Annotated in this window: 15 protein-coding genes and 1 tRNA gene; 10 read left to right on the forward strand and 6 right to left on the reverse strand. The window is 37.0% G+C overall.

All coding sequences use genetic code 11. From position 1 onward, the window contains the following. Positions 1-17: 17 nt before the first annotated feature. Both GGG_RS0108610 and GGG_RS0108615 read left to right on the forward strand, forming a co-directional pair. On the forward strand, positions 18-2,078 hold the full coding sequence (locus GGG_RS0108610; RefSeq protein ID WP_010113905.1) for a choline transporter: 2,061 nt from the start codon (positions 18-20) through the stop codon (positions 2,076-2,078). 353 nt (positions 2,079-2,431) lie between these two features. Then, positions 2,432-4,546, forward strand: a complete 2,115-nt coding sequence (locus GGG_RS0108615) for a TonB-dependent siderophore receptor (protein ID WP_010113907.1) — start codon at positions 2,432-2,434, stop codon at positions 4,544-4,546. A gap of 121 nt (positions 4,547-4,667) precedes the next feature. On the opposite strand, the gene GGG_RS0108620 is transcribed toward GGG_RS0108615, so the two are convergent. Beyond that, positions 4,668-5,042: a diacylglycerol kinase gene (locus GGG_RS0108620; protein WP_010113909.1), complete on the reverse strand. Its 375-nt coding sequence runs from the start codon at positions 5,040-5,042 to the stop codon at positions 4,668-4,670. A 151-nt stretch (positions 5,043-5,193) separates the two neighbouring features. Beyond that, a complete protein-coding gene (locus GGG_RS0108625; RefSeq protein WP_029574508.1) occupies positions 5,194-6,342 on the reverse strand; it encodes a glycerophosphodiester phosphodiesterase in 1,149 nt (382 codons plus the stop codon). A 271-nt stretch (positions 6,343-6,613) separates the two neighbouring features. Here GGG_RS0108625 and GGG_RS0108630 point away from each other — a divergent pair, with 271 nt between their 5' ends. From GGG_RS0108630 to GGG_RS0108645, 4 genes are all read left to right on the forward strand, one after another. Further along, on the forward strand, positions 6,614-9,706 hold the full coding sequence (locus tag GGG_RS0108630) for a multidrug efflux RND transporter permease subunit (RefSeq protein ID WP_010113913.1): 3,093 nt from the start codon (positions 6,614-6,616) through the stop codon (positions 9,704-9,706). A 260-nt stretch (positions 9,707-9,966) separates the two neighbouring features. After that, positions 9,967-11,319, forward strand: a complete 1,353-nt coding sequence (gene mgtE / locus GGG_RS0108635) for a magnesium transporter (protein WP_010113915.1) — start codon at positions 9,967-9,969, stop codon at positions 11,317-11,319. 120 nt (positions 11,320-11,439) lie between these two features. Then, a complete protein-coding gene (locus tag GGG_RS0108640) occupies positions 11,440-12,021 on the forward strand; it encodes a DUF4112 domain-containing protein (RefSeq protein WP_010113920.1) in 582 nt (193 codons plus the stop codon). A gap of 57 nt (positions 12,022-12,078) precedes the next feature. After that, entirely contained in the window at positions 12,079-12,435 is a 357-nt protein-coding gene (locus tag GGG_RS0108645; protein WP_010113922.1) for a hypothetical protein, read from the forward strand. A gap of 129 nt (positions 12,436-12,564) precedes the next feature. On the opposite strand, the gene htpX is transcribed toward GGG_RS0108645, so the two are convergent. Together htpX and GGG_RS0108655 are read right to left on the reverse strand one after the other, a co-directional pair. Continuing rightward, positions 12,565-13,470: a protease HtpX gene (gene htpX / locus GGG_RS0108650; protein ID WP_010113924.1), complete on the reverse strand. Its 906-nt coding sequence runs from the start codon at positions 13,468-13,470 to the stop codon at positions 12,565-12,567. A 253-nt stretch (positions 13,471-13,723) separates the two neighbouring features. Continuing rightward, positions 13,724-14,587, reverse strand: coding sequence for a lytic transglycosylase domain-containing protein (locus GGG_RS0108655; protein ID WP_227500493.1), 864 nt, complete (start codon positions 14,585-14,587; stop codon positions 13,724-13,726). Between the two features lie 537 nt (positions 14,588-15,124). Here GGG_RS0108655 and ttcA point away from each other — a divergent pair. Both ttcA and GGG_RS0108665 read left to right on the forward strand, forming a co-directional pair. After that, a complete protein-coding gene (gene ttcA, locus GGG_RS0108660; RefSeq protein ID WP_010113927.1) occupies positions 15,125-16,033 on the forward strand; it encodes a tRNA 2-thiocytidine(32) synthetase TtcA in 909 nt (302 codons plus the stop codon). Between the two features lie 219 nt (positions 16,034-16,252). After that, entirely contained in the window at positions 16,253-16,636 is a 384-nt protein-coding gene (locus GGG_RS0108665) for an SCP2 sterol-binding domain-containing protein (RefSeq protein WP_010113929.1), read from the forward strand. Between the two features lie 95 nt (positions 16,637-16,731). Here the strand turns inward: GGG_RS0108665 and GGG_RS0108670 are convergent, their stop codons facing one another. Continuing rightward, positions 16,732-17,841: a transglycosylase SLT domain-containing protein gene (locus GGG_RS0108670; RefSeq protein WP_010113931.1), complete on the reverse strand. Its 1,110-nt coding sequence runs from the start codon at positions 17,839-17,841 to the stop codon at positions 16,732-16,734. A 598-nt stretch (positions 17,842-18,439) separates the two neighbouring features. Between GGG_RS0108670 and greB the strand changes: the two genes are divergently transcribed. After that, positions 18,440-18,934, forward strand: a complete 495-nt coding sequence (gene greB, locus GGG_RS0108675; protein WP_010113934.1) for a transcription elongation factor GreB — start codon at positions 18,440-18,442, stop codon at positions 18,932-18,934. Between the two features lie 90 nt (positions 18,935-19,024). After that, positions 19,025-19,114, forward strand: a tRNA-Ser gene (locus GGG_RS0108680). Between the two features lie 347 nt (positions 19,115-19,461). On the opposite strand, the gene GGG_RS0108685 is transcribed toward GGG_RS0108680, so the two are convergent. Beyond that, positions 19,462-20,271 carry an IclR family transcriptional regulator C-terminal domain-containing protein gene (locus tag GGG_RS0108685; protein WP_010113935.1) on the reverse strand — a complete coding sequence of 270 codons (810 nt, stop codon included), beginning with the start codon at positions 20,269-20,271 and terminating at the stop codon, positions 19,462-19,464. Between the last annotated feature and the right edge of the window lie 11 nt (positions 20,272-20,282).

Raw genomic sequence — 20,282 nt, forward strand, 5'->3', positions numbered from 1 at the left:
ATTCACTTGAGGATTGTATGGTGACAGATAATCCAAGAGCAGTTGATGATTCATCCATTCAAGAAAAAGATCATTTGAATCGTGTGGTCTTTTATGTTTCAGCGCTCATTATTTTAATATTTTCATTGACGACGATTTTCTTTAATGATTTTGCTAACCATGTGCTTAATACGGTATTGGCATGGGTTAGTTCGGTGTTTAGTTGGTACTATTTACTGGCTGCAACGCTATATTTAGTTTTTGTTATTTTTATTGCTTGCTCACGCTATGGCGATATTAAATTAGGTCCAAAACATTCCAAACCAGAGTTTAGCTTGCTGAGCTGGTCTGCCATGCTATTTGCAGCGGGGATCGGAACAGACTTGATGTTCTTCTCAGTCGCTGAACCTTTATCTCATTATATGCATCCTCCAGTCGGTGAAGGGCAGACGATTGAAGCTGCTCGTCAAAGCATGGTCTGGACGTTATTTCATTATGGTTTAACAGGTTGGGGCATGTATGCTCTGGTTGGAATGGCATTGGGTTATTTTAGTTATCGTTATAATTTACCACTCACCATCCGTTCTGCATTGTATCCCATATTTGGTAAGAAAATTGATGGTGCAATAGGACATAGTGTCGATACAGCTGCTGTAATTGGTACGATTTTCGGGATAGCGACCACCTGTGGTATTGCGGTGGTGCAGTTAAATTATGGCTTACATGTCTTATTTGATTTGCCTGAAAATCTATGGATACAAAGCTTATTAATTTTGGTTGCGGTGATCGTTACGATTATTTCTGTGACAGCTGGAGTCAATAAAGGCATTCGGATTTTATCTGAAGCCAATGTGTATGTTGCAATTGGCTTAATGTTATTTATTTTGCTATTAGGAAATACAGAGTTCTTACTCAATGCATTAGTACAAAACTTTGGTGACTATATCACTCGTTTTCCAAGTTTGGCATTAGAAAGCTTTGCATATAAGCAACCCAAAGACTGGATGAATAGTTGGACAATTTTCTTCTGGGCGTGGTGGGTCGCATGGTCACCATTCGTAGGTTTATTTTTAGCACGAATTTCTCGTGGACGGACGATTCGTGAATTTGTTTGCGGTACCTTGATCATTCCGTTGCTCTTTACCATGACATGGTTATCCATTTTTGGAAGCAGTGCTTTATATAACGTTATTTTTGAAGGGAATACTGCACTGGCTGAAACAGTGTTAGTCAATCCTGCACATGGTTTTTATGACCTTTTAGCTCAATATCCAGGATTCTCGTTTATTGCGGGTGTTGCGACCATTACAGGTTTATTATTTTATGTGACCTCTGCGGATTCAGGCGCATTGGTATTAGGTAATTTTACGACAAAATTTTCTAATATTGATAATGACGCACCACGTTGGTTACGTGTGTTTTGGGCTGTGGCAATTGGTGTATTGACTCTTGCAATGCTCATGACAAACGGAATTACAGCATTACAAAGTGCCACTGTGATTATGGGGCTACCTTTCAGCTTTGTTATGGTATTGGTCATGATTGGTTTGTATAAATCCTTGCGCCTTGAGGACTATCGCAAAGCCAGTCGTAGCTTGAATGCTGCACCTGTAGTAGGGAATGTAGATATTCTCAATTGGAAGCAACGTTTATCCCGAGTGATGCAACATCCTGGTACGACTGAAACACGTCAAATGTTAGATAAAGTTTGTTTTCCAGCTGTGAAAACAGTTGCCGACGAGCTGATCAAACAAGGGATGCAGGTTGATGTGACCCATACTGCACTTGAAGAAAATGATGCATTGTATCATCTTGATTTAACGATCCATTTGGAAGAAGACCACAATTTTGTCTATCAGATTTGGCCAGTTCGCTATACCGCACCGCAATTTAGTGAGCGTGGAAAATCAGGCAAAGATTTTTATTATCGTTTAGAAACGTTCTTATATGAAGGTTCGCAAGATAATGATTTGGCAGGTTATACCAAAGAACAAGTGATCAATGACATTTTAGACAAGTACGAACGTCACATGTCGTTCTTGCATATGAATCGTATTGGGCCGGGGAATCGTCCATTATTTCCAGATTCACATGATTAGCGATTCTATTTTCAAATATAAATAGATGTGTACTGTAATTATTGAAATAAAAAACCGAGTGAATTGATTTGCTCGGTTTTTTGCATTCTAAGCTTAATTAAAGACTTAGATTTTCAGATTTAGATTTTTCGGATTGAAATTCTCAGATTAAGTGTTCAGATTCAGGTTAAAGACAACGAATGCGCTATACATTGAAAATGGCTCTAATTCATAAGAAAAAAATGATATTTTTCATTATTATTTGTTTAAATTTCCTAAAGTTAAGCCGATTTTCATTATTTAATCTAAAGCTATACCTATATAATCAAATGAAAATGATTATAATTTGCATTATTTTTCATTGGTATTGCTCAATGCAATTCAACAGATCTTATTTAACATTTTCAATTCTGGCTATTTTGGCATCGCCCGCTTATGCAGAAATAGAATCAAACACTGACGTAAAAACAGAACAAACAGCAACATCTGTTTTGCCTTCTATTCGATTACAAGCAGAGAAAGAAGGGCAGTCTTATGTGGCCAAAACAGCGAGTGCGGTACTTCGCTCAGATGCACCTTTATTTGAAACAGCACAATCGATCAGTGTCATTACCAATCAACAAATCGAACAAAAACAAGCAAAAACAGTTGCCGAAGCACTTGAAGGTGTTGCAGGGGTAACTTCTGGGCAATATGGACGTCGTGGTTGGGATGACTTTATTATCCGTGGACAAATTTCTAGCTCACAAACATATATTGATGGTCTACGTGTACAAGCTTCGGACAATGTTTTAAGAGCAGAAGATATTTCAGGTTTAGAATCGATTGAGGTCGTGAAAGGCCCAACATCGGTTGGTTTTGGTTTAGCCTTACCCGGTGGATTGGTGAATTTGACCAGCAAGCGCCCGCAAGCGGAAACATCGTATAAAGGAACATTAAGCTATGGCAGTTATGGCTTAAAAGAAGGGACTTTTGACCTAAACTATGCACCAAACAATACTGAAAAAGGGGCGTTTCGTGTGGTTGGGCGAGTGTCTGATCAGGATGATCCAACCGATTATGTTTATTTTAAAAACTATTATATTGCACCATCATATAATTTCGATTTAGGTGAAAAAGATGATTTATCAGTAATTGCCAGCTATCAACGCCGTGAATATCTACGCCAACAGGGCATTCCATATAGCAATGGTGATTTTAAAAAATATTCACATGATTTATTTTTTGGTGATCCAGACTATGGCTATGATGTCGATGTTTACCGCTTAGGGGCAAACTACGCACACTATTTTGATAATGATTGGACATTTAAACAAAACTTTGCTGTGACCAAAACCGAAACATTGGGGGATTCGATTTTAGCCTCTGGTCGAAATGTACTACCGACCATTAAGCGAGCTATTAACAATCAAGATAAGCAAGATGTGAATTATACCTTGGATAATAATTTACAACGCAATTTCAATTTTGGACCGATCAACTATGATGTGATGGTTGGTGTGGATATGATGCGAGAGCGGAGTGATTATTATCGTCGTACCGATACCATCAATGATTTCGATGCAAATAATCCAAGTTATGGCAATGTCGTTGTTAAGAAAATAGGTGCGCCAACTGAAGAAATCACCTATAGCCAATACACAGGTCTGTATCTACGTAACACCATTAAAATTGATGATGATTGGATTATTGGGCTGTCAGGACGCCATGATTGGACACAAGTTGAAATTGATAATGTATTAAAAAATACAACCACCAAAAACTCAGACAATGCTTTTACAGGCAGTGCGTCGGTGATGTATCGCATCAATGATATGTTTGCACCTTATATCAGCTATTCTACTTCTTTCATGCCAGTCACCGATTCGGGTGAAAATGGTGGCTTGCTTGATCCAGAAGAAGGTAAGCAAACAGAAGTTGGGGTGAAGTTACAAGCCTTTGATCAACGCTTACAAGGCTATCTTGCTTATTACGATTTAACCCGTAAAAACGTCACTGAAACCGATGCTTCAGGAAACTTTTCAATTCAAACAGGCGAACAGGTGACTAAAGGTTTTGAAGCTGAAATGGTTGCTTCAGTTACAGACCAATGGAATGTTTTAGCCAGCTATAGCTATATTCCAACTGCAAAAATAACTGAAAGTTTAACTGCCAGTGAAATTGGGAAACGAAGCAATCATGTTTCTAAAAATGCAGCGACACTGTCTACTCAATATTATTTTAGCCCAGATAAACTGGGTTGGAATATTGGTGCAGGCATACGTTATCAAAGCTCTCGAACAGCGCAACGTAGTACCGATTATGTGTATTTACCTAGTTATGCTTTATTTGATGTGAATGCAGGCTATGAAGCGAAAAAATGGGGTGCAGGTTTAAGCATTAAAAACTTATTTGATCGAGAATATTTAGCAGGAACAACCCCGAATGCGCAATTAGTGAATTGGGGTGATCCAATGATGGTTCGATTGAATGTGAAGTTTAAATATTAAGTGGTAGATTGTTTTTAATAGAAGGATTTGCGAAGGTGAAAATACGCTTCGCAAATCAATGAATGTGTAATGAATCAATTCTAGTTTAGATTTTCAATCTATTTCTAAATGAAAATCGTGCTTAACGAATTAAAATCAACGCCCAAGTCACAGCAATAATCGTTAAAGTCACAAATTGAGCAGCACTGCCCATGTCTTTTGCATTTTTAGACAATGGATGACGTTCTAAAGAAATGCGGTCAACGACAGCTTCAAGTGCAGAATTAAATAGCTCCACGATAATTGCCAATAGGCACACGCCAATCATTAAAGCTTGTTCAACGGCACTCAAATCTAAGAAAAAAGTGATTGGAATTAGAATTACATTTAACAACAGAATTTGTCGAAAGGCAGCCTCGTGTTGAAACGCTGCTTTAAAGCCTGCTAAAGAATAACCTGTTGCATTTAAGATGCGTTTGAAACCAGTCGTGCCTTTAAGGGGAGAATAATCACTCATAAATCAATGAAGCTAAATTTTTAAAAAGTGTATTATTTTAAACTTAAATGGGTATTAATTTTAGGCAAAATACATCAAGTTCTGAATAAAATTAAGCAAGTGATTGAATCACTTGCTTAATCAAACCGTTTTAAAGAGTTGAAATTAATATTTATTGCGTACTTGGATTGGCTTTCCAATAAGCATCGACTGCTTTACGACCTAGGCCAGGGTCATCTGTAAATACACCATCAACCCCTGCTTTAAAGTACATTTCATATTCTTTAGTTGCACCTGTTTCACAGCGTTTTGCTGCATCGGCTTCTGCGCTACTACATTTAAGATTTGCTGCAAGGAAGTTATTTTCAGGGCGGAAAGTATAAGGGTGAACTTTTAACCCAACAGCGTGAGCATCTTTGACAAATGCAGATGGCGCTGTAAACGTTTCATTAAAAATATAAGGTTTCCATGGGCCTACACCATTGGCATATTGTGCAACTTGTTTTAAGCCTTGTGCTGTTGCCATCTCGCCGTAGGTTGTTTTAATTCCTTGTGCAACATAATCAGCAGGGCTAACCGTTTTATCATCATAGAGTTGAATGATTTTGGCATTTTTTAAACTTTTATGAAGTACCAATTGATCCTTCATATATTTGAGATTGCTGACTTCAAAAGATTGTAAGTAAATCGGTGCAATTTCACGGGTATATTGATATTTAGACAGTGTCTTTAATAATGGATCTTCTAATCCTAAATTATTTTTTTGAAAATAAGTTGGGTGTTTGGTTTCGATATATAAGCCAATAATCTTTCCTGTTTTTTTATAGTTTTTTTCTGCAAGTTCAATAATTTGTTCGAGTGTAGGAATATTGAACTGATCATTATATTGGGTGTTTTCTGGACGAAGTTTTGGAATACGTTCACGTGCTTTAATTTGATTTAACTCATTTAAGCTAAAGTCTTCAGTAAACCATCCTGTAAGTGACAGACCATCAATAATTTTGGTTTTTTTACGATCTGCAAATTGGGTCAATTCACTGACATTGGTTGTACCGCCAATTTCATTCTCATGTCGTGCGACCAATACACCATCTTTGGTTGAAACCAAATCTGGCTCAATGAAGTCGGCGCCATCATCAATCGCTTTTTGATAAGACGCTAAAGTATGCTCAGGACGTAATGCACTGGCTCCTCGATGCCCGACAATGATAATTTTAGGTTCTTTATATTCAGGTTTTGATGTTGTTGCATCATTATTGTCATCATTACACGCAGATAAAAGTGCAACAACACTGGTCATTATTAAGGTTCTTTTAATCATTTTCAGCTCAAATTGTGGACTTAGCATGCTTAGAGTGTGAAAAGTTAAATTGGCAGCGTGATGACATTGCGATGAAAGAATGATGAAAAGAGACATGATTCATTTTTGACAAGATTGTCGTTCTTCATAATTTCTTCATATTGCATAAGTAATTTCAGTTTTCTGTTATTTTTCCTTGAGTTTTTTAGCCAACTCACAGAAGATCCATGTAAAGAGAATTTAATTGTCTTTATGAGATTTATAATATTCATCTGCTACAGAATTTAATCTGATGCTTTCAAAATTTTTTATTCAACGTCCTATTTTTGCCTGTGTACTTGCCATCATCGTTATGGCTTTAGGTATTTTCTCTGTTATTCATCTTCCAGTAGAGCGTTATCCTGATATTGCGCCACCACGAATTACCGTTTCAGCAACCTATACGGGTGCAGATGCTGAAACTGTTGAAGAAAGTGTCACTCAAGTTTTAGAACAACAAATCAAAGGTATTGATAATCTACTGTATTTCAGCTCGACCAGTGATTCATCAGGGCGTGCACGTATCAGTATTAGTTTTGAAAATGGTACCGATCCTGACACAGCTCAAGTCCAAGTTCAAAATAGTATCAATGGTGTGATCAATCGTTTACCTGAAGATGTACAACGCCAAGGGGTCAATGTTTATAAATCACTTGGTGACACCTTTATGGTGGTTGGTTTATATGATGAAACAGGTCAAAGTAATAATATCGAACTGGGAGATTATCTTTCAGATCATATTGAACAAGAACTTTCCCGTATTGATGGGGTCGGGGAAGTTGACGTTTTTGGTTCGCAATATGCAATGCGGATTTGGTTAAACCCGAATTTATTACGTCAATATCAACTGATGCCAAGTGATATTCGTGCAGCGATTGAAGCACAGAATACGCAAGTAGCCGCAGGGGGAATTGGTGATTTACCTGTAGTTGCAGATCAATATTTAAATGCCAAGGTAACAGCAGGCTCAAGATTAAAAACGGTTGAAGAATTCCAAAATATTATTGTCAAATCCAATATTGATGGCAGTTATGTTTATCTAAAAGATGTCGCACGTATTGAATTGGGCGCGGAAAATTATCAATCTTTTAATACCATCAATGGTTTTCCATCTTCAGGTATTGGGATTTCCTTATCTTCGGGTGCAAATGCTTTAGCGACTTCTGCTTTGATCAAGGCAGAATTGGCACAAGTCGCAGAGAAATTGCCAAAGGGCTATAAAATTGTTTATCCACGTGACAATACGCCATTTGTGCAAGAGTCGATTAAAGAAGTCATCAAAACGTTATTTGAAGCGATTATTCTCGTTGTTATTGTCATGTTTATTTTCTTACAAAGCTGGCGTGCAACTTTAATTCCGACGATTACAGTGCCGATTGTTATTCTCGGTACATTTGCTGTGTTGTTTGGTTTGGGAATGAGCATCAACACATTGACCTTATTTGCACTGGTTCTTGCAATAGGTTTGTTGGTTGATGACGCAATTGTCGTGGTTGAAAATGTCGAACGACTGATGCATGAACGTGGATTAACGGCAAAACAAGCGTCTATTGAATCTATGCAGGAAATGACAGGGGCATTGATTGGGATCACGGTGGTACTCACTGCCGTTTTTATCCCAATGGCATTTTTTACAGGTTCTACTGGGGTCATTTACCGTCAGTTCTCCATCACCTTAGTTGCTGCAATGGCTTTGTCACTGTTGGTGGCATTGATTTTAACACCTGCATTGTGTGCAATTATTCTCAAACCAAATCAAAAAAGTATGCGCTGGGCAGATTGGTTTAATCACAAACTAGAAAGCTTGAGACAAGGCTATTTAAAGCTTGTAACAAAGACCCTGAAGTTAAAGTGGGTAATTCTGGTTGTTTTTATTGGTTTGATTAGCATTTTTGCATTGATTTACCGAGTATTGCCGACCAGTTTTATCCCAAGTGAAGACCAAGGGATGTTGAGTGTCCAATTCCGACTTGCTGAAGGTTCGCCGATGTCCAAGAGTCGAATTGTAGGAGAAGAAATCCGTCAATATTTCTTAGAAAAAGAAAAGCAAAACGTTAATATTGTGTTAATCCGCTATGGTCGTAATTTTTCAGGTACTGGACAAAATTTAGGTACAGGATTTATTGCATTAAAACATTGGGATGAACGTTTAGGCAGTACCAATTCTGCACAAGCAATACGTGAACGTGCAATGAAATATTTTAAAAACAATAAAAATGCCAATATTAATGTGATGATGCCTTCTTCTGTGAATGGTTTGGGGAATAGCAACAGCATAGAATTTTGGATTCGAGATATTAATGGTCAGGGTCGAAAATACTTAGATCAACAATTTGAATTACTCAAAAATGAAGCGGCCAAAGCAACGACGTTTGAGAATTTAGATAAACAATCTAATCCTGATAAAGCCAAGTTAAAAGTCAATGTCGATCAAAAATTAGCATTGGCAAATGGTTTATCTCAAATTGCAATTAATAGCACGCTGTCTGCTGCTTGGGGTGGTTCATACATCAACGACTTCATTGATCGTGGACGTATTAAACGTGTGATGATGCAAGGCGATGCAGCATTCCGTTCTAAGCCTGAAGATTTACAGTCTTGGACTGTACGCAATGCACAAAACCAAATGATACCGTTTAGTAATTTCGCAACGATCAATTGGGAAGGTGGGCCAGATGTGGTTAATCGTTTTCAAGGTTATACCGCATTGGAAATGGAAGCTGACGCAGGCAAAAATATCAGCTCTGGTGTAGCTATGCGTGACATTGAAAAGTTGATCGCTCAACATGATGGTATCGATGTAGCATGGAGTGGCTTGTCTTTTGAAGAACAGAAATCAAGCAGTCAGGCTTTGTGGCTTTATTTAATTTCTATTGGATTTATTTTCCTATGCTTAGCTGCTTTATATGAAAGCTGGTCGATTCCGACAGCAGTGATTGCAGCTATTCCTTTGGGTGTTGGTGGGAATATTATTTTCAGCAAATTAATGGGCTTTCCAAACGATATTTATTTCCAAATTGCACTACTCACAACCATTGGTCTTTCATGTAAAAATGCAATCTTAATTGTAGAGTTTGCGGCGATTGCTCAAGAAAAAGGGCAAACAGCAATTGCTGCGGCACTGGAAGGGGCAGGATTGCGTTTACGTCCTATTTTAATGACTTCTTTGGCATTTGGTGCAGGTGTGATTCCTTTGGTTTTTGCATTGGGTGCGGGCGCTGCAAGCCGTCAGGAAATTGGGGTGAGTGTGCTTGGTGGAGTGATTTTTGGAACGATTTTGGTGCTGATTTTTATTCCGTTTATGTATGTTTTGATTCGGTCTCTTTTTAAAACAAAGCCAGCTTAAGCTAAAGCGCATTTATTCCCAAAAAGTCGAAAATCTCTCGATTAAAAATAGGTCATCATTTATGTGGTGACCTATTTTATTTAGGGCTTTATTTTAGAGCCTAGACAATATTCATTCTGGTATTAATTCATCTATTTGACCAATATCCAATTTATTCTACAACTGAGATTTTAAGTTCCAGTTTTATAACAAAATCATGCTTTATTTTATTTGCATTCAATCACATGATCAGTGGGGAACTTTATAACTCGGAAAAATAAATGCAATTGTCCTTGGATTTGATTTCAAAAGTAGAATTAGCAATACAAGATCATGATTTTGATAAAGTCGAAAATATTCTACATCCTATGAATGATGCGGATATTGCTGAATTAATTAAAGATCTGTCTTTGAATGCAAAAATCAGTTTAATCCGTTATTTACCCAATGCACCTTATATTCTTGAATATTTATCCTTAGAACAATTACAGAACATTGTTGAATATTTACCAGAAGATCAGTTGCTCGATGTTATTTCAGGAATGCATTCTGATAACCGAATTGATTTATTTCAAATACTCTCTGCACAACAACAACAGCAAATTTACCAACAACTGAGTCCTGAAAAACAACAACAAATTAAACAATTAGAACAATATTCTGAGGAATCTGCTGGTGCATTAATGAGTTCGGATTTTGTGACTTTGTCACCGAATCTCAGCATGAACCAAGCCATTGAACAGCTTAGGAAAGTTGCAGCAGACCGTGAAACTTTATATTTGATTTATATTGTAGATGCACAGAATGTTTTATTGGGTGTGATTTCTTTACGACAAATCATACTTGCCGATCCCAATCAAACCATTGCAGACGTCATGACCACGGACTTAATAGTCGGTTGGGTTGATGAAGACCAAGAAAGTATTGCCAATAAACTGAGTCATTATGATTTTATTGCTTTGCCTATTGTTGATGCACAATATCATCTACTCGGTATCGTCACGTATGATGATGCAACGGATGTGGTACAAGCCGAAACCACAGAAGATTTTTTAAAGTCCAGTGCTGTTGCTGCTTCACCCAATATGAGTATTAAACGAGCACCTATCTTTTCCTTATACAAAAAGCGCGTGTTTTGGTTGGTCATTCTTGTTTTTGGTAGTTTATTGTCAGGTATCGGGATTGCTCATTTCGAAGACATTATTGCTGCCAATATTGTTTTGGTGTTTTTCTTACCTTTATTGGTGGGAAGTGGTGGTAATGCAGGTTCTCAATCCGCAACATTGATGGTGCGTGCTTTGGCAACGGGTGATGTACAGTTGAAAGATTGGTTTTATTTAGTCGGTCGGGAAGTCTTGGTTGGTTTGTGTTTAGGCGGAACGATGGCATTTGCAGTTTCTATACTGGGCTATATTCGTGGAGATGCTATGGTTGCTGTGGTTTTGGCGATCAGTATGATGGGAATTGTATTATTGGGCTGTCTCATCGGAATGAGTTTACCTTTTATTCTGAATCGCTTAAAACTTGACCCTGCGAGCGCATCTGCACCATTGGTCACGTCTATCTGTGATGCAACAGGGGTGGTGGTTTATCTTTTCATTGCGTCAATTTTATTGGGTCAAGCTTCGCTCTGAGTGAAAATATCAGCCATTAAAACGATGGTAATCACAAAATATTAAAAGTATACACAACACTCTGAATTTATTGGCTATGATGTTTTCATTATATTGCGATGTTAAAAGATAGATACATCCATGCCCGCTGAAAAAAAATTATCGACTCAAGAAGTTATTCAATTGGAACGTGATTTGGCTAAATTTGCCAATATGATGGATTCAGTGGTACGGATTCCATTTACCAAACAAGGGGTAGGGGCAGATGCAGCACTGAGTACCATTCCTGTTGCAGGGGATGCTGCTGGTTTTGTACTGACTTGTTATGCTGTATATAAAGCCAAACAAATTGGCGTACCACAAGCCAAATTGAATGGTGTAATCAAACTTGCTGTCGTGGATGCCTTTGTTGGTTTTATTCCTATAGCAGGTACGGTATTTGATATCTTCATTCGTCCAAGCCGTCGGGCTTTGGATGTGGTACACGATCATATTCGTGAAGAATATCAGATTCATAGTGATGATCATGTGGTGCATCCATTTCTACATGAGAAGTTAGAACAAATGCAGCAAACTTCTGCGTTTTGGCGTAATCCTGTTGTCGCATGGTTTTGGATTCATATTCCCGATATTCTAGGGATGATCGTTTTAATATTGATCGGTTTTGCGATTTGGTTTGGAGCAAAGGTGTTGTGGGATTGGTATCAAAGCTTTAATTTCTAATTTTTGACTTTAACGTCTGCTTTAGGAATCGTAAGGACGAGTGTAAAAGAGGTGGTGATGCAAGACTATATTTCGGCAAATTTACCTGCAATTGATCTAAATGATACTCGTCTGTTTTATGAGTTTTTAGGATTTCAATGTGATTATCAATCTGAGCAATGGATGATTTTAAGTAAGGATTCTTTAATTATTGAGTTCTTTCATCATCCACAACTGAATCCAAAAGAATCATGGTTCAGTGTTTGTTTAAGAACCAAAATTATGCATGATCTTTTTCACTATTGGCAAAATTTGGATTGGACAGCATTTCCTGATGCAAAAATAACGGAAATTCAATATTTGGGGGAAATTGATATGTTTAGTGTGATTGATCCCAATGGTAGCTTAATCCGTTGCATACAATTAGATCGTTAATTAAATTGTTAAAAGTTGAATAGTTTCATTTTTGATTCTAAAAGTTTAAAAAAATAAAGCCTCCCATTGGAGGCATTATTTTATCTATTTTCACTCATGCTCAATTTTGCACAAATTACGATAAATGAATTATGGCAAATTGAGCTGACGTAAAGCAGCAACACGTTGTTCGATGCTTGGGTGAGTATGGAATAACGCTGCCAAACTAAACCCTTGTTCTTTACCTTCTGCGATTGCAAAAGCTTTCATCTCTTTAGGCATTTGATCAGGCATTTCTGATTCTGCTTGTAAGCGTAATAATGCAGAGATCATGGCTTCTTTACCTGCCAATTGTGCTCCAGCTTCATCTGCACGATATTCGCGATGGCGAGAGAACCACATGACAATTGCTGAAGCCAAGATACCAAAGACGATATCCAATACCATCGTAATCGCAAAATAAGCCAATCCAGGAGCTTCACCATCTTCACGACCAAAGACATTACGGTCAATGAAGTCACCGACAACACGGGCAAAGAACATGACGAAGGCGTTCACAACACCCTGAATTAACGATAAGGTGACCATGTCACCATTGGCAACGTGACCAATTTCGTGAGCGAGTACGGCACGTAATTCATCTTTATTCATACGCTCTAACAAGCCTGTTGAAACAGATACGAGCGCATCATTTTTGTTCCAACCTGTTGCAAAAGCATTCGATTGATAAGATGGAAAGATACCGACATCTGGCATTTTAATACCAGCACGTTGTGAAAGTTGAGCAACCTCTTGCAGTAACCAAGATTCAGCTTGGTTACGAGGTGCATTAGGATCAATTAATTCAGTACCTGTGGTTTTTAAAGCCATCCATTTAGAAAGGAAAAGCGAGACAAAAGAGCCTGCCATACCAAAGACTAAACAGAACACCATCAGGTTACCTAAGTTGAGACCGCCAGCGCCGTGATAACTACCAACACCTAATAACGATAGGATAATGCCAGCTACAACCAGTACCGCGAGGTTGGTTAGCAAAAACAAACCAATCCGCATCATCGAGAAAACCCTCTTCATAAATATAAAATAATTTGATTTATTGATTATAAACCATGTACCGAATATGAGGTTTAGATCATGAAAATTCAAGAATAATTGAAAAAATCTATGCAATATAAAATTAAAATAATTTTAATATACGAGTTCTAACTATATAAAAATTAAAAAAATATTTGAAAATAGAGTTAAATTATCTTTAAAGGAGAAATAAGCAACTTTTTAAATTATTCACTTAGAAAATTTAAATGATGTACTAATTTCCAAAACGAATATGTGCTGAAGCACTGGCATTGGCTGTGGAATATGAAGCACCAGAAGGTGCATCGGTATAAGTACCGTCAGATGCAACAATAATTTGTCTAGAGCTGTATTTTGCAGGCGTCACGACAGGTGTACTGTTCGAAAAGCTTGCAGCGCTATTATTCTCATTTGAATTGTTATTGGTATTTGGATTCGACTGTGCAATCACTTGCCCAAGGCTTGAATTGTTACTTGAACTATTGTCAGTAATATTTAAACCACGTGCATATAAGTTGTTATAACGACTGGTGACACGTCTGACATAATCCTGTGTTTCACGGAAAGGCGGAATACCGCCATATTTATCGACATTGCCTTCGCCTGCATTATATGCCGCAAGTGCTAAATTGGTATTCCCGTTAAAGCGTTTCATTAACCAACTCAGATATTTGGCACCACCAAAAATATTTTGTTGTGGGTCAAGTGAATTGGAAACGTTAAAACGTCGAGCTGTTGCAGGCATGAGTTGCATTAGCCCTTGTGCGCCAACTGGAGAGCGAGCATTTGAATTAAAACCAGACTCTGTATGCATCACTGCTTTAATTAAACCTTCAGAAATGCCATGAGTTTGCGCGGCTTGACGAATAATATTGTCAAAAGAGTTTTTGCTTCGACTATAACTGGGTAAAACAGAAGACTCTGAACTACCCCAATTACTATAGCTATGGATATTGCTGTCTTTGTAATAAGTGACTTTAACTTTTTGCAATGAACTGTCTGAATTTTTACGGTTGGTCAGTAGGGTGGTGCCATTTTTGTCTTTGTAGAAATATATTTGCCCAGCAAAGGTCTGTGATGTAAATGAAGCAATGCTCATACACCCTAAAATTGATACCAATGAACCCGTAATTAATTTTTTCATTTTTAGTAATTAAAATTTTCCCCAATTTCCTTTTGGAGTTTAGCAAAGTTATTCGAGAAGAAATACCATGATTTGTTTTTTATCAATACAAATAAAAAAAATCAAGTCTTATTTGTTGGCATATTAATCAAAAATAATTTTATATTTTTTTAAAACATATCTATTGACTATAATAAGTCATTGTAAAATATAAATATAATAAGGTGGTTAAAAAGTGATCAATTTAAAGAAAACGCCCATTCCTCCGTATGAATACTTTGTCAAGCCCCAAACAATCCACACTTTTATCCACAGGATTTGTGGAAAACTGTGGAAAAGTCCAAATCATAAGCACCTCGGTTAAAAAATGAACTTGACCGTCTATTTTAGATAGGTGAATAAGACAGGAATATGACCAATAAAAAGATTAATGTAAAAATAAAAATCTTTAGATGCGATTCAACAACAAATCAGCTAAAATCACGCAGAATTTTTTTTTGGTAAATCGCGTCTATGTACTCGCCAGTTGAGTCCGAACAAGGATTTAATTTCAAACCAGAACTTCCTACAAGTTCGGCTTACTATCGTCTATTGAAAAAACTTCGTCGTCAGGTCGGTCATGCAATTCGTGACTTTAAAATGATCGAAGAAGGCGACAAGGTCATGGTCTGTGTTTCTGGTGGGAAAGATAGCTATACTTTGTTAGACATTTTGTTGCAGTTCAAACGTATTGCACCGATCAATTTTGATGTGGTTGCGGTAAACCTTGATCAGAAGCAACCAGGTTTCCCTGAAGACGTTTTGCCAAAGTATTTAGAGGAAAATAATATTCCTTATTATATTTTGGAAAAAGATACTTACAGTATTACCAAACGTTTAACACCTGAAGGTAAAACTTACTGCGCAGTTTGTTCTCGCTTACGCCGTGGTTCTTTATATGGTTTTGCACAAGAAATTGGTGCAACTAAAGTTGCCTTGGGACATCATCGTGATGATATTATTGCGACCTTCTTCTTGAATCTATTCCATGGCGGTAGCTTAAAAGCGATGCCACCAAAACTTTTGTCATCAGACAAAAAGAATATTTTGATTCGCCCACTTGCTTATGTCGAAGAGAAAGACATTATTAAATATGCGGAAATTCGACAATTCCCAATTATTCCATGTAATTTGTGTGGCTCTCAGGAAAATCTACAACGTGCCATGTTGAATGACATGTTACGTGAATGGGATAAGCAATATCCTAAACGTCTGCACAGCATATTTGGGGCTTTACAGAATGTATCGCCATCACAATTGGCTGACCGTGATTTATTTGATTTTGAAAAATTGGATGAAGAACGTGAGTTTGATATGAAGTGCGATACTGAAGAAATGAAAAAGCGTCTTGATGTTGTTAATTTAAGTTTTGCAGCAGATTAATTTTTGCTTCTAAACGCATTCAAAAAGGCACTCAGATTGATTTGAGTGCCTTTTTTTAAAGTAAAGTCAAAAATCCGACAAAAGTTGAACAGCCCGTACAAAAAACTTTAGCCCAAATTGAAATTATCATGCTATAACAATGGGCAAGCAAAACTGCTTCACCATGATGTTGTTCGGATAGACAACACAATAAACGAATAAATAATTTGAGGAATGAACATGCCTGCTTTCTTAACTGATGATTGGTTTGCAAATGTAGAAAAATTGACTGCTGAAGCTGGTGATTTAAATTTACCACCTGCACTTTCAAATTTAGCAATCAACTTAGTTGTTGCTGATGCTGATGGCAATACTGAACTTGCTTTAGATGGCGGAAAAATCCTTAAAGGCGCTTCTGCAAATGCTAAAACTACACTGAATATGGATGCTGAAACGCTTCGTAAAGTATTCCTTGAATTTGATATGGCTGCTGCGATGCAAGCATTCATGACGGGTAAAATCAAAGTTCAAGGTGACATGTCACAATTGATGGCTTTACAAACAGCTAAACCTAGCCAAGAGCAAAAAGATCTTTTCAAACGTGTACTTGAGCAAACTGCTTAATCACAACTGAAAATAAAAAAGCTTACCTATCGTGGGTAAGCTTTTTTTTATGCATCTAATATTGCACTTCAGTGCTTAGGATTTTCAACGTCTACTTAGATTTCTAACAAACGAGGTGTCGTTTTAATATGTTCTAAATAAGCACGAATACGTGTGACATATTGAACAGCTTGCTTATAACGACCATTTTGAGCTTGATTACGTGTCAAATAATTATAAAGATTCATCCAATCATTCGGATCTTTACCTTGAGCTTTGATACGCTTTTGAATGCTTTCTACAGCACCAGGACCCATGTTATATGCGACAAGTGCATACCAACGACGATCTGGATTAGAAATATAAGAATAACGGCTGAGCATCATATCGAAATACTTCGCGCCACCTTGAATGCTTTGCGCAGGATCATTACGATTGCGTACACCCATTTCTTTTGCTGTACCATTGGTCAACATCATCAAACCACGAACACCTGTGGGAGAAACAGAGTCTGGTTTAAGATAAGATTCTTGATAAGCGATTGCTGCAAGTAAATGCCAATCTAAATCATATTGCTGCGCTGAACGTTGAAAGCTCGCTTTATAGATAGGTAGGCGATTACTTAAATCACGTTGGATTACATCCCAATCGTTCTGTTTCACAACATTACGGTTATAGAATGCAGCGAGTTGTTGTGTAGCACCATTTTGCTTGCTTTGGCAGACAAAACCACTTGCTGTCGCTGTTAATGGGTCTTCAGCTTGCTTAAATACCCAATTGAGTTCAGTATTTAAACCATTTTTTTTCAAGCTGTTAAAATCACCACAGCTGGCTGAAAAAGAAGTTAACTGTTTCGCTTCAATGGTTTGCATATTTGCTGTTGTGATCGCGAAATTGGCTTTGCCTTGTGCAACCATTTTCAATGCAGTTGCATTGTCTGGAACAGTCTGAAAATCTAACTTCACATTTAGACTTTGTGCATAATTATGCGCTAAATCATAGCCGAAGCCATGCTTAAATCTTCCATCCTTAAACACGATGCTAGGATTGGAAACCGCAACTACAGTCAATTTACTTGAATTAACTACAGCATTGTACTGGTTGGTCTTGGTCGCATTAATACTAAAAGGAATTAATGCGGTAGATAAAACTAAAGTTTTGATTGGAAGAGCACGGAAAAATGAGTTAAGGCTAAGCCTCGACCCAGAGGTTGAACTACTGTGCATGTTGTCTCCGCTACAAGTAATTTATTGCCCAAAAAAGTTAAAGCAAAAGAAGCCTATAACCTTTTACAGTTGGTAAATTCAATAAGGGTGGGCAGTCATGAACGTCATTCAAAAAATGACATGTGGGATTGATTGCTTTTGCAGAAAAACTACAAAAAAATATAAATAAGCTAATAAAACATGTGCGCATATTATCGGCGTTTTTTTAGCTTGTCAAACTTTGTACAAAAAACAATCAAATAATAATATTTAAGTTTTTGATTTTTAATGATAATTTTTTTTGAAATTTTGAATGATTCAACAGTAAAAATATATGCATTTAAAATGTAAGAGAATGTACCTAATTTACATACAAGATAAATGCAATAAAACTTAAATAGCGAGGATTTTTAATTGCTTATTTTTTCTTTTTGGATGAAGAATTAAGCAAAAGGAATCCGTAGATTTTAACAATAGAACCCTTTTTCAATCGTTCATTTTTCCTACGGTTCAATATAATGAGCAATAAAAAAATGACTAGTATAATGAACGAAGACTATAGATAATCCTAAACGTATAAATGAGAAAAGACATTGTATATTGTGAATGGTTTTAAAAAATGAAATCGAATTTAATTACTCGTACAGGACATGATCTTTTAGTTGCTGAGCTACAGCAATTATGGCGTGTAGAACGCCCTGAGATTACTAAAAAAGTAAATTGGGCTGCAAGTTTAGGTGATCGTTCAGAAAATGCTGATTATCAATATAATAAACAAATACTTAGGAAAATAGACCGACGCGTAAGATATTTAGGTAAGCGTTTAGAAGAACTGAGGATTATTGATTTTTCTCCAGAACAAGAAGGAAAAGTGTATTTCGGCGCATGGGTTGAAATTGAAAATGATGACGGGGAACAGAAAACTTTGCGTATCGTCGGCGTTGATGAAATTTATGATCATCATCCACAACATATTTCGATAGATTCACCAATGGCACGTGCTTTACTGTCTAAACAAGTAGATGATGAAGTCGAAGTCGTTACTCCTCTAGGAAAGAAGCTGTGGTACATCAACACAATTCGTTATGAAAAGCTCGAAAATTCAGCAAATTAGTGTTTTTTGATTTTATTTTGTACGTTTGAATGAAAAAATCTCTAAAAAAGTTTGCCAAGTTCGTATTTTATTTATATGATAGCCGCCATTGGAAGCGTGGCAGAGCGGTTTAATGCACCGGTCTTGAAAACCGACGAGGGTGTGAGTCCTCCGTGAGTTCGAATCTCACCGCTTCCGCCAAATATTTAAAAAAGCTCTTGTTATTACAAGAGCTTTTTTTTGCCTATAGCTTTTGCCCACAATCTACCCCTCATCAAATTTTGGATCGAATATGATCAAGAAGCAATTTGACAGGTTAGGACTTCAGTTGGATTTTAAAAAAGTTGTTAGAGATTATAGCTAGTATAAAAATGCTAAATTTTATGTTTCTTTAAAAAAGTTCTGTGGTTCGGCTTCTTTTTATAAATTTTGATTAGTATACATTTCTGTAGGGCGTAGCATGCTTTCAAATTTTTATTTAAAAATAGGATATGTAGTCTATTCCATTGATTGTGAATAGTTATTCATTGCTTACATAAAACGAATGATCAAACCATACTTCTTAACTCATAAGCGGTATTTCTTAGTAAAGGCAAAATTTGCTGAATTAATTGTTCTTCCGTTACATGATTGGTTTGTGACATACAATTTAATGCAGCAACCGCTATACCTTGTGCATTGAGTATCGGTACAGCAATAGCAATAATGCCTAATTCATGTTCTTCTTTTGATAAACAATAATCTTGAGTCTGAATTTCTGCTAAGACACGATAAAACTGTTCTTTATCCTGAATTGTATAAGGCGTTAGGCGCTTTAAGCCATATTTCTCGACCCAATTCTTTTGTTCTTCTAAGCTCAATGCTGCCAATAGAACTTTACCCGTAGAGGTTGCATGTGCTGGTAAGCGATTGCCTAGATGCATACCATAAGGATTTAAACGGAAATGATCTTGCTGGGGTAAAAAACCTCGAGCGATGGGTACGACTTCATGTTCATCTAACACCACTAAAGAAAACGTATGTGCTGTTTGAATGGACAATAGGTTTAAAATAGGCTGTACAACTTTCGGTAAATGAGCAGAGCTTAAATAAGAACTCGATAAACGCAGTACTTTATGTGTTAGCCAAAAATAATGATCATCACTTTCTAAATAACCTAGAAACTTTAAAGTTCGTAAATAACGTCGTGCAGCGGTGCGACTTAAACCTGTACGTGCTGCAATCTGAGAGGAGTTCAGTTTTTGCCGATCAACGCCAAAAGCTTCAAGCAAACTCAGACCTTTCGCCAATCCAGAAATATAATCATCGAGCTTAATGGTTTCACCTGAAACTTTATTTTCAATTAGATCGTATCTCATACTCACCATAC

This window comes from Acinetobacter sp. P8-3-8, from assembly GCF_000214135.1.
Lineage (GTDB): Bacteria > Pseudomonadota > Gammaproteobacteria > Pseudomonadales > Moraxellaceae > Acinetobacter.

Excerpts from the sequence above, each read along its gene's own strand:
- GGG_RS0108610 (WP_010113905.1), top strand. The coding sequence starts at position 18 with ATGGTGACAGATAATCCAAGAGCAGTTGATGATTCATCCATTCAAGAA.
- GGG_RS0108615 (WP_010113907.1), top strand. The coding sequence starts at position 2,432 with ATGCAATTCAACAGATCTTATTTAACATTTTCAATTCTGGCTATTTTG.
- GGG_RS0108620 (WP_010113909.1), bottom strand. The coding sequence starts at position 5,042 with ATGAGTGATTATTCTCCCCTTAAAGGCACGACTGGTTTCAAACGCATC.
- GGG_RS0108625 (WP_029574508.1), bottom strand. The coding sequence starts at position 6,342 with ATGATTAAAAGAACCTTAATAATGACCAGTGTTGTTGCACTTTTATCT.
- GGG_RS0108630 (WP_010113913.1), top strand. The coding sequence starts at position 6,614 with ATGCTTTCAAAATTTTTTATTCAACGTCCTATTTTTGCCTGTGTACTT.
- mgtE (WP_010113915.1), top strand. The coding sequence starts at position 9,967 with ATGCAATTGTCCTTGGATTTGATTTCAAAAGTAGAATTAGCAATACAA.
- GGG_RS0108640 (WP_010113920.1), top strand. The coding sequence starts at position 11,440 with ATGCCCGCTGAAAAAAAATTATCGACTCAAGAAGTTATTCAATTGGAA.
- GGG_RS0108645 (WP_010113922.1), top strand. The coding sequence starts at position 12,079 with ATGCAAGACTATATTTCGGCAAATTTACCTGCAATTGATCTAAATGAT.
- htpX (WP_010113924.1), bottom strand. The coding sequence starts at position 13,470 with ATGATGCGGATTGGTTTGTTTTTGCTAACCAACCTCGCGGTACTGGTT.
- GGG_RS0108655 (WP_227500493.1), bottom strand. The coding sequence starts at position 14,587 with ATGAGCATTGCTTCATTTACATCACAGACCTTTGCTGGGCAAATATAT.
- ttcA (WP_010113927.1), top strand. The coding sequence starts at position 15,125 with ATGTACTCGCCAGTTGAGTCCGAACAAGGATTTAATTTCAAACCAGAA.
- GGG_RS0108665 (WP_010113929.1), top strand. The coding sequence starts at position 16,253 with ATGCCTGCTTTCTTAACTGATGATTGGTTTGCAAATGTAGAAAAATTG.
- GGG_RS0108670 (WP_010113931.1), bottom strand. The coding sequence starts at position 17,841 with ATGCACAGTAGTTCAACCTCTGGGTCGAGGCTTAGCCTTAACTCATTT.
- greB (WP_010113934.1), top strand. The coding sequence starts at position 18,440 with ATGAAATCGAATTTAATTACTCGTACAGGACATGATCTTTTAGTTGCT.
- GGG_RS0108685 (WP_010113935.1), bottom strand. The coding sequence starts at position 20,271 with ATGAGATACGATCTAATTGAAAATAAAGTTTCAGGTGAAACCATTAAG.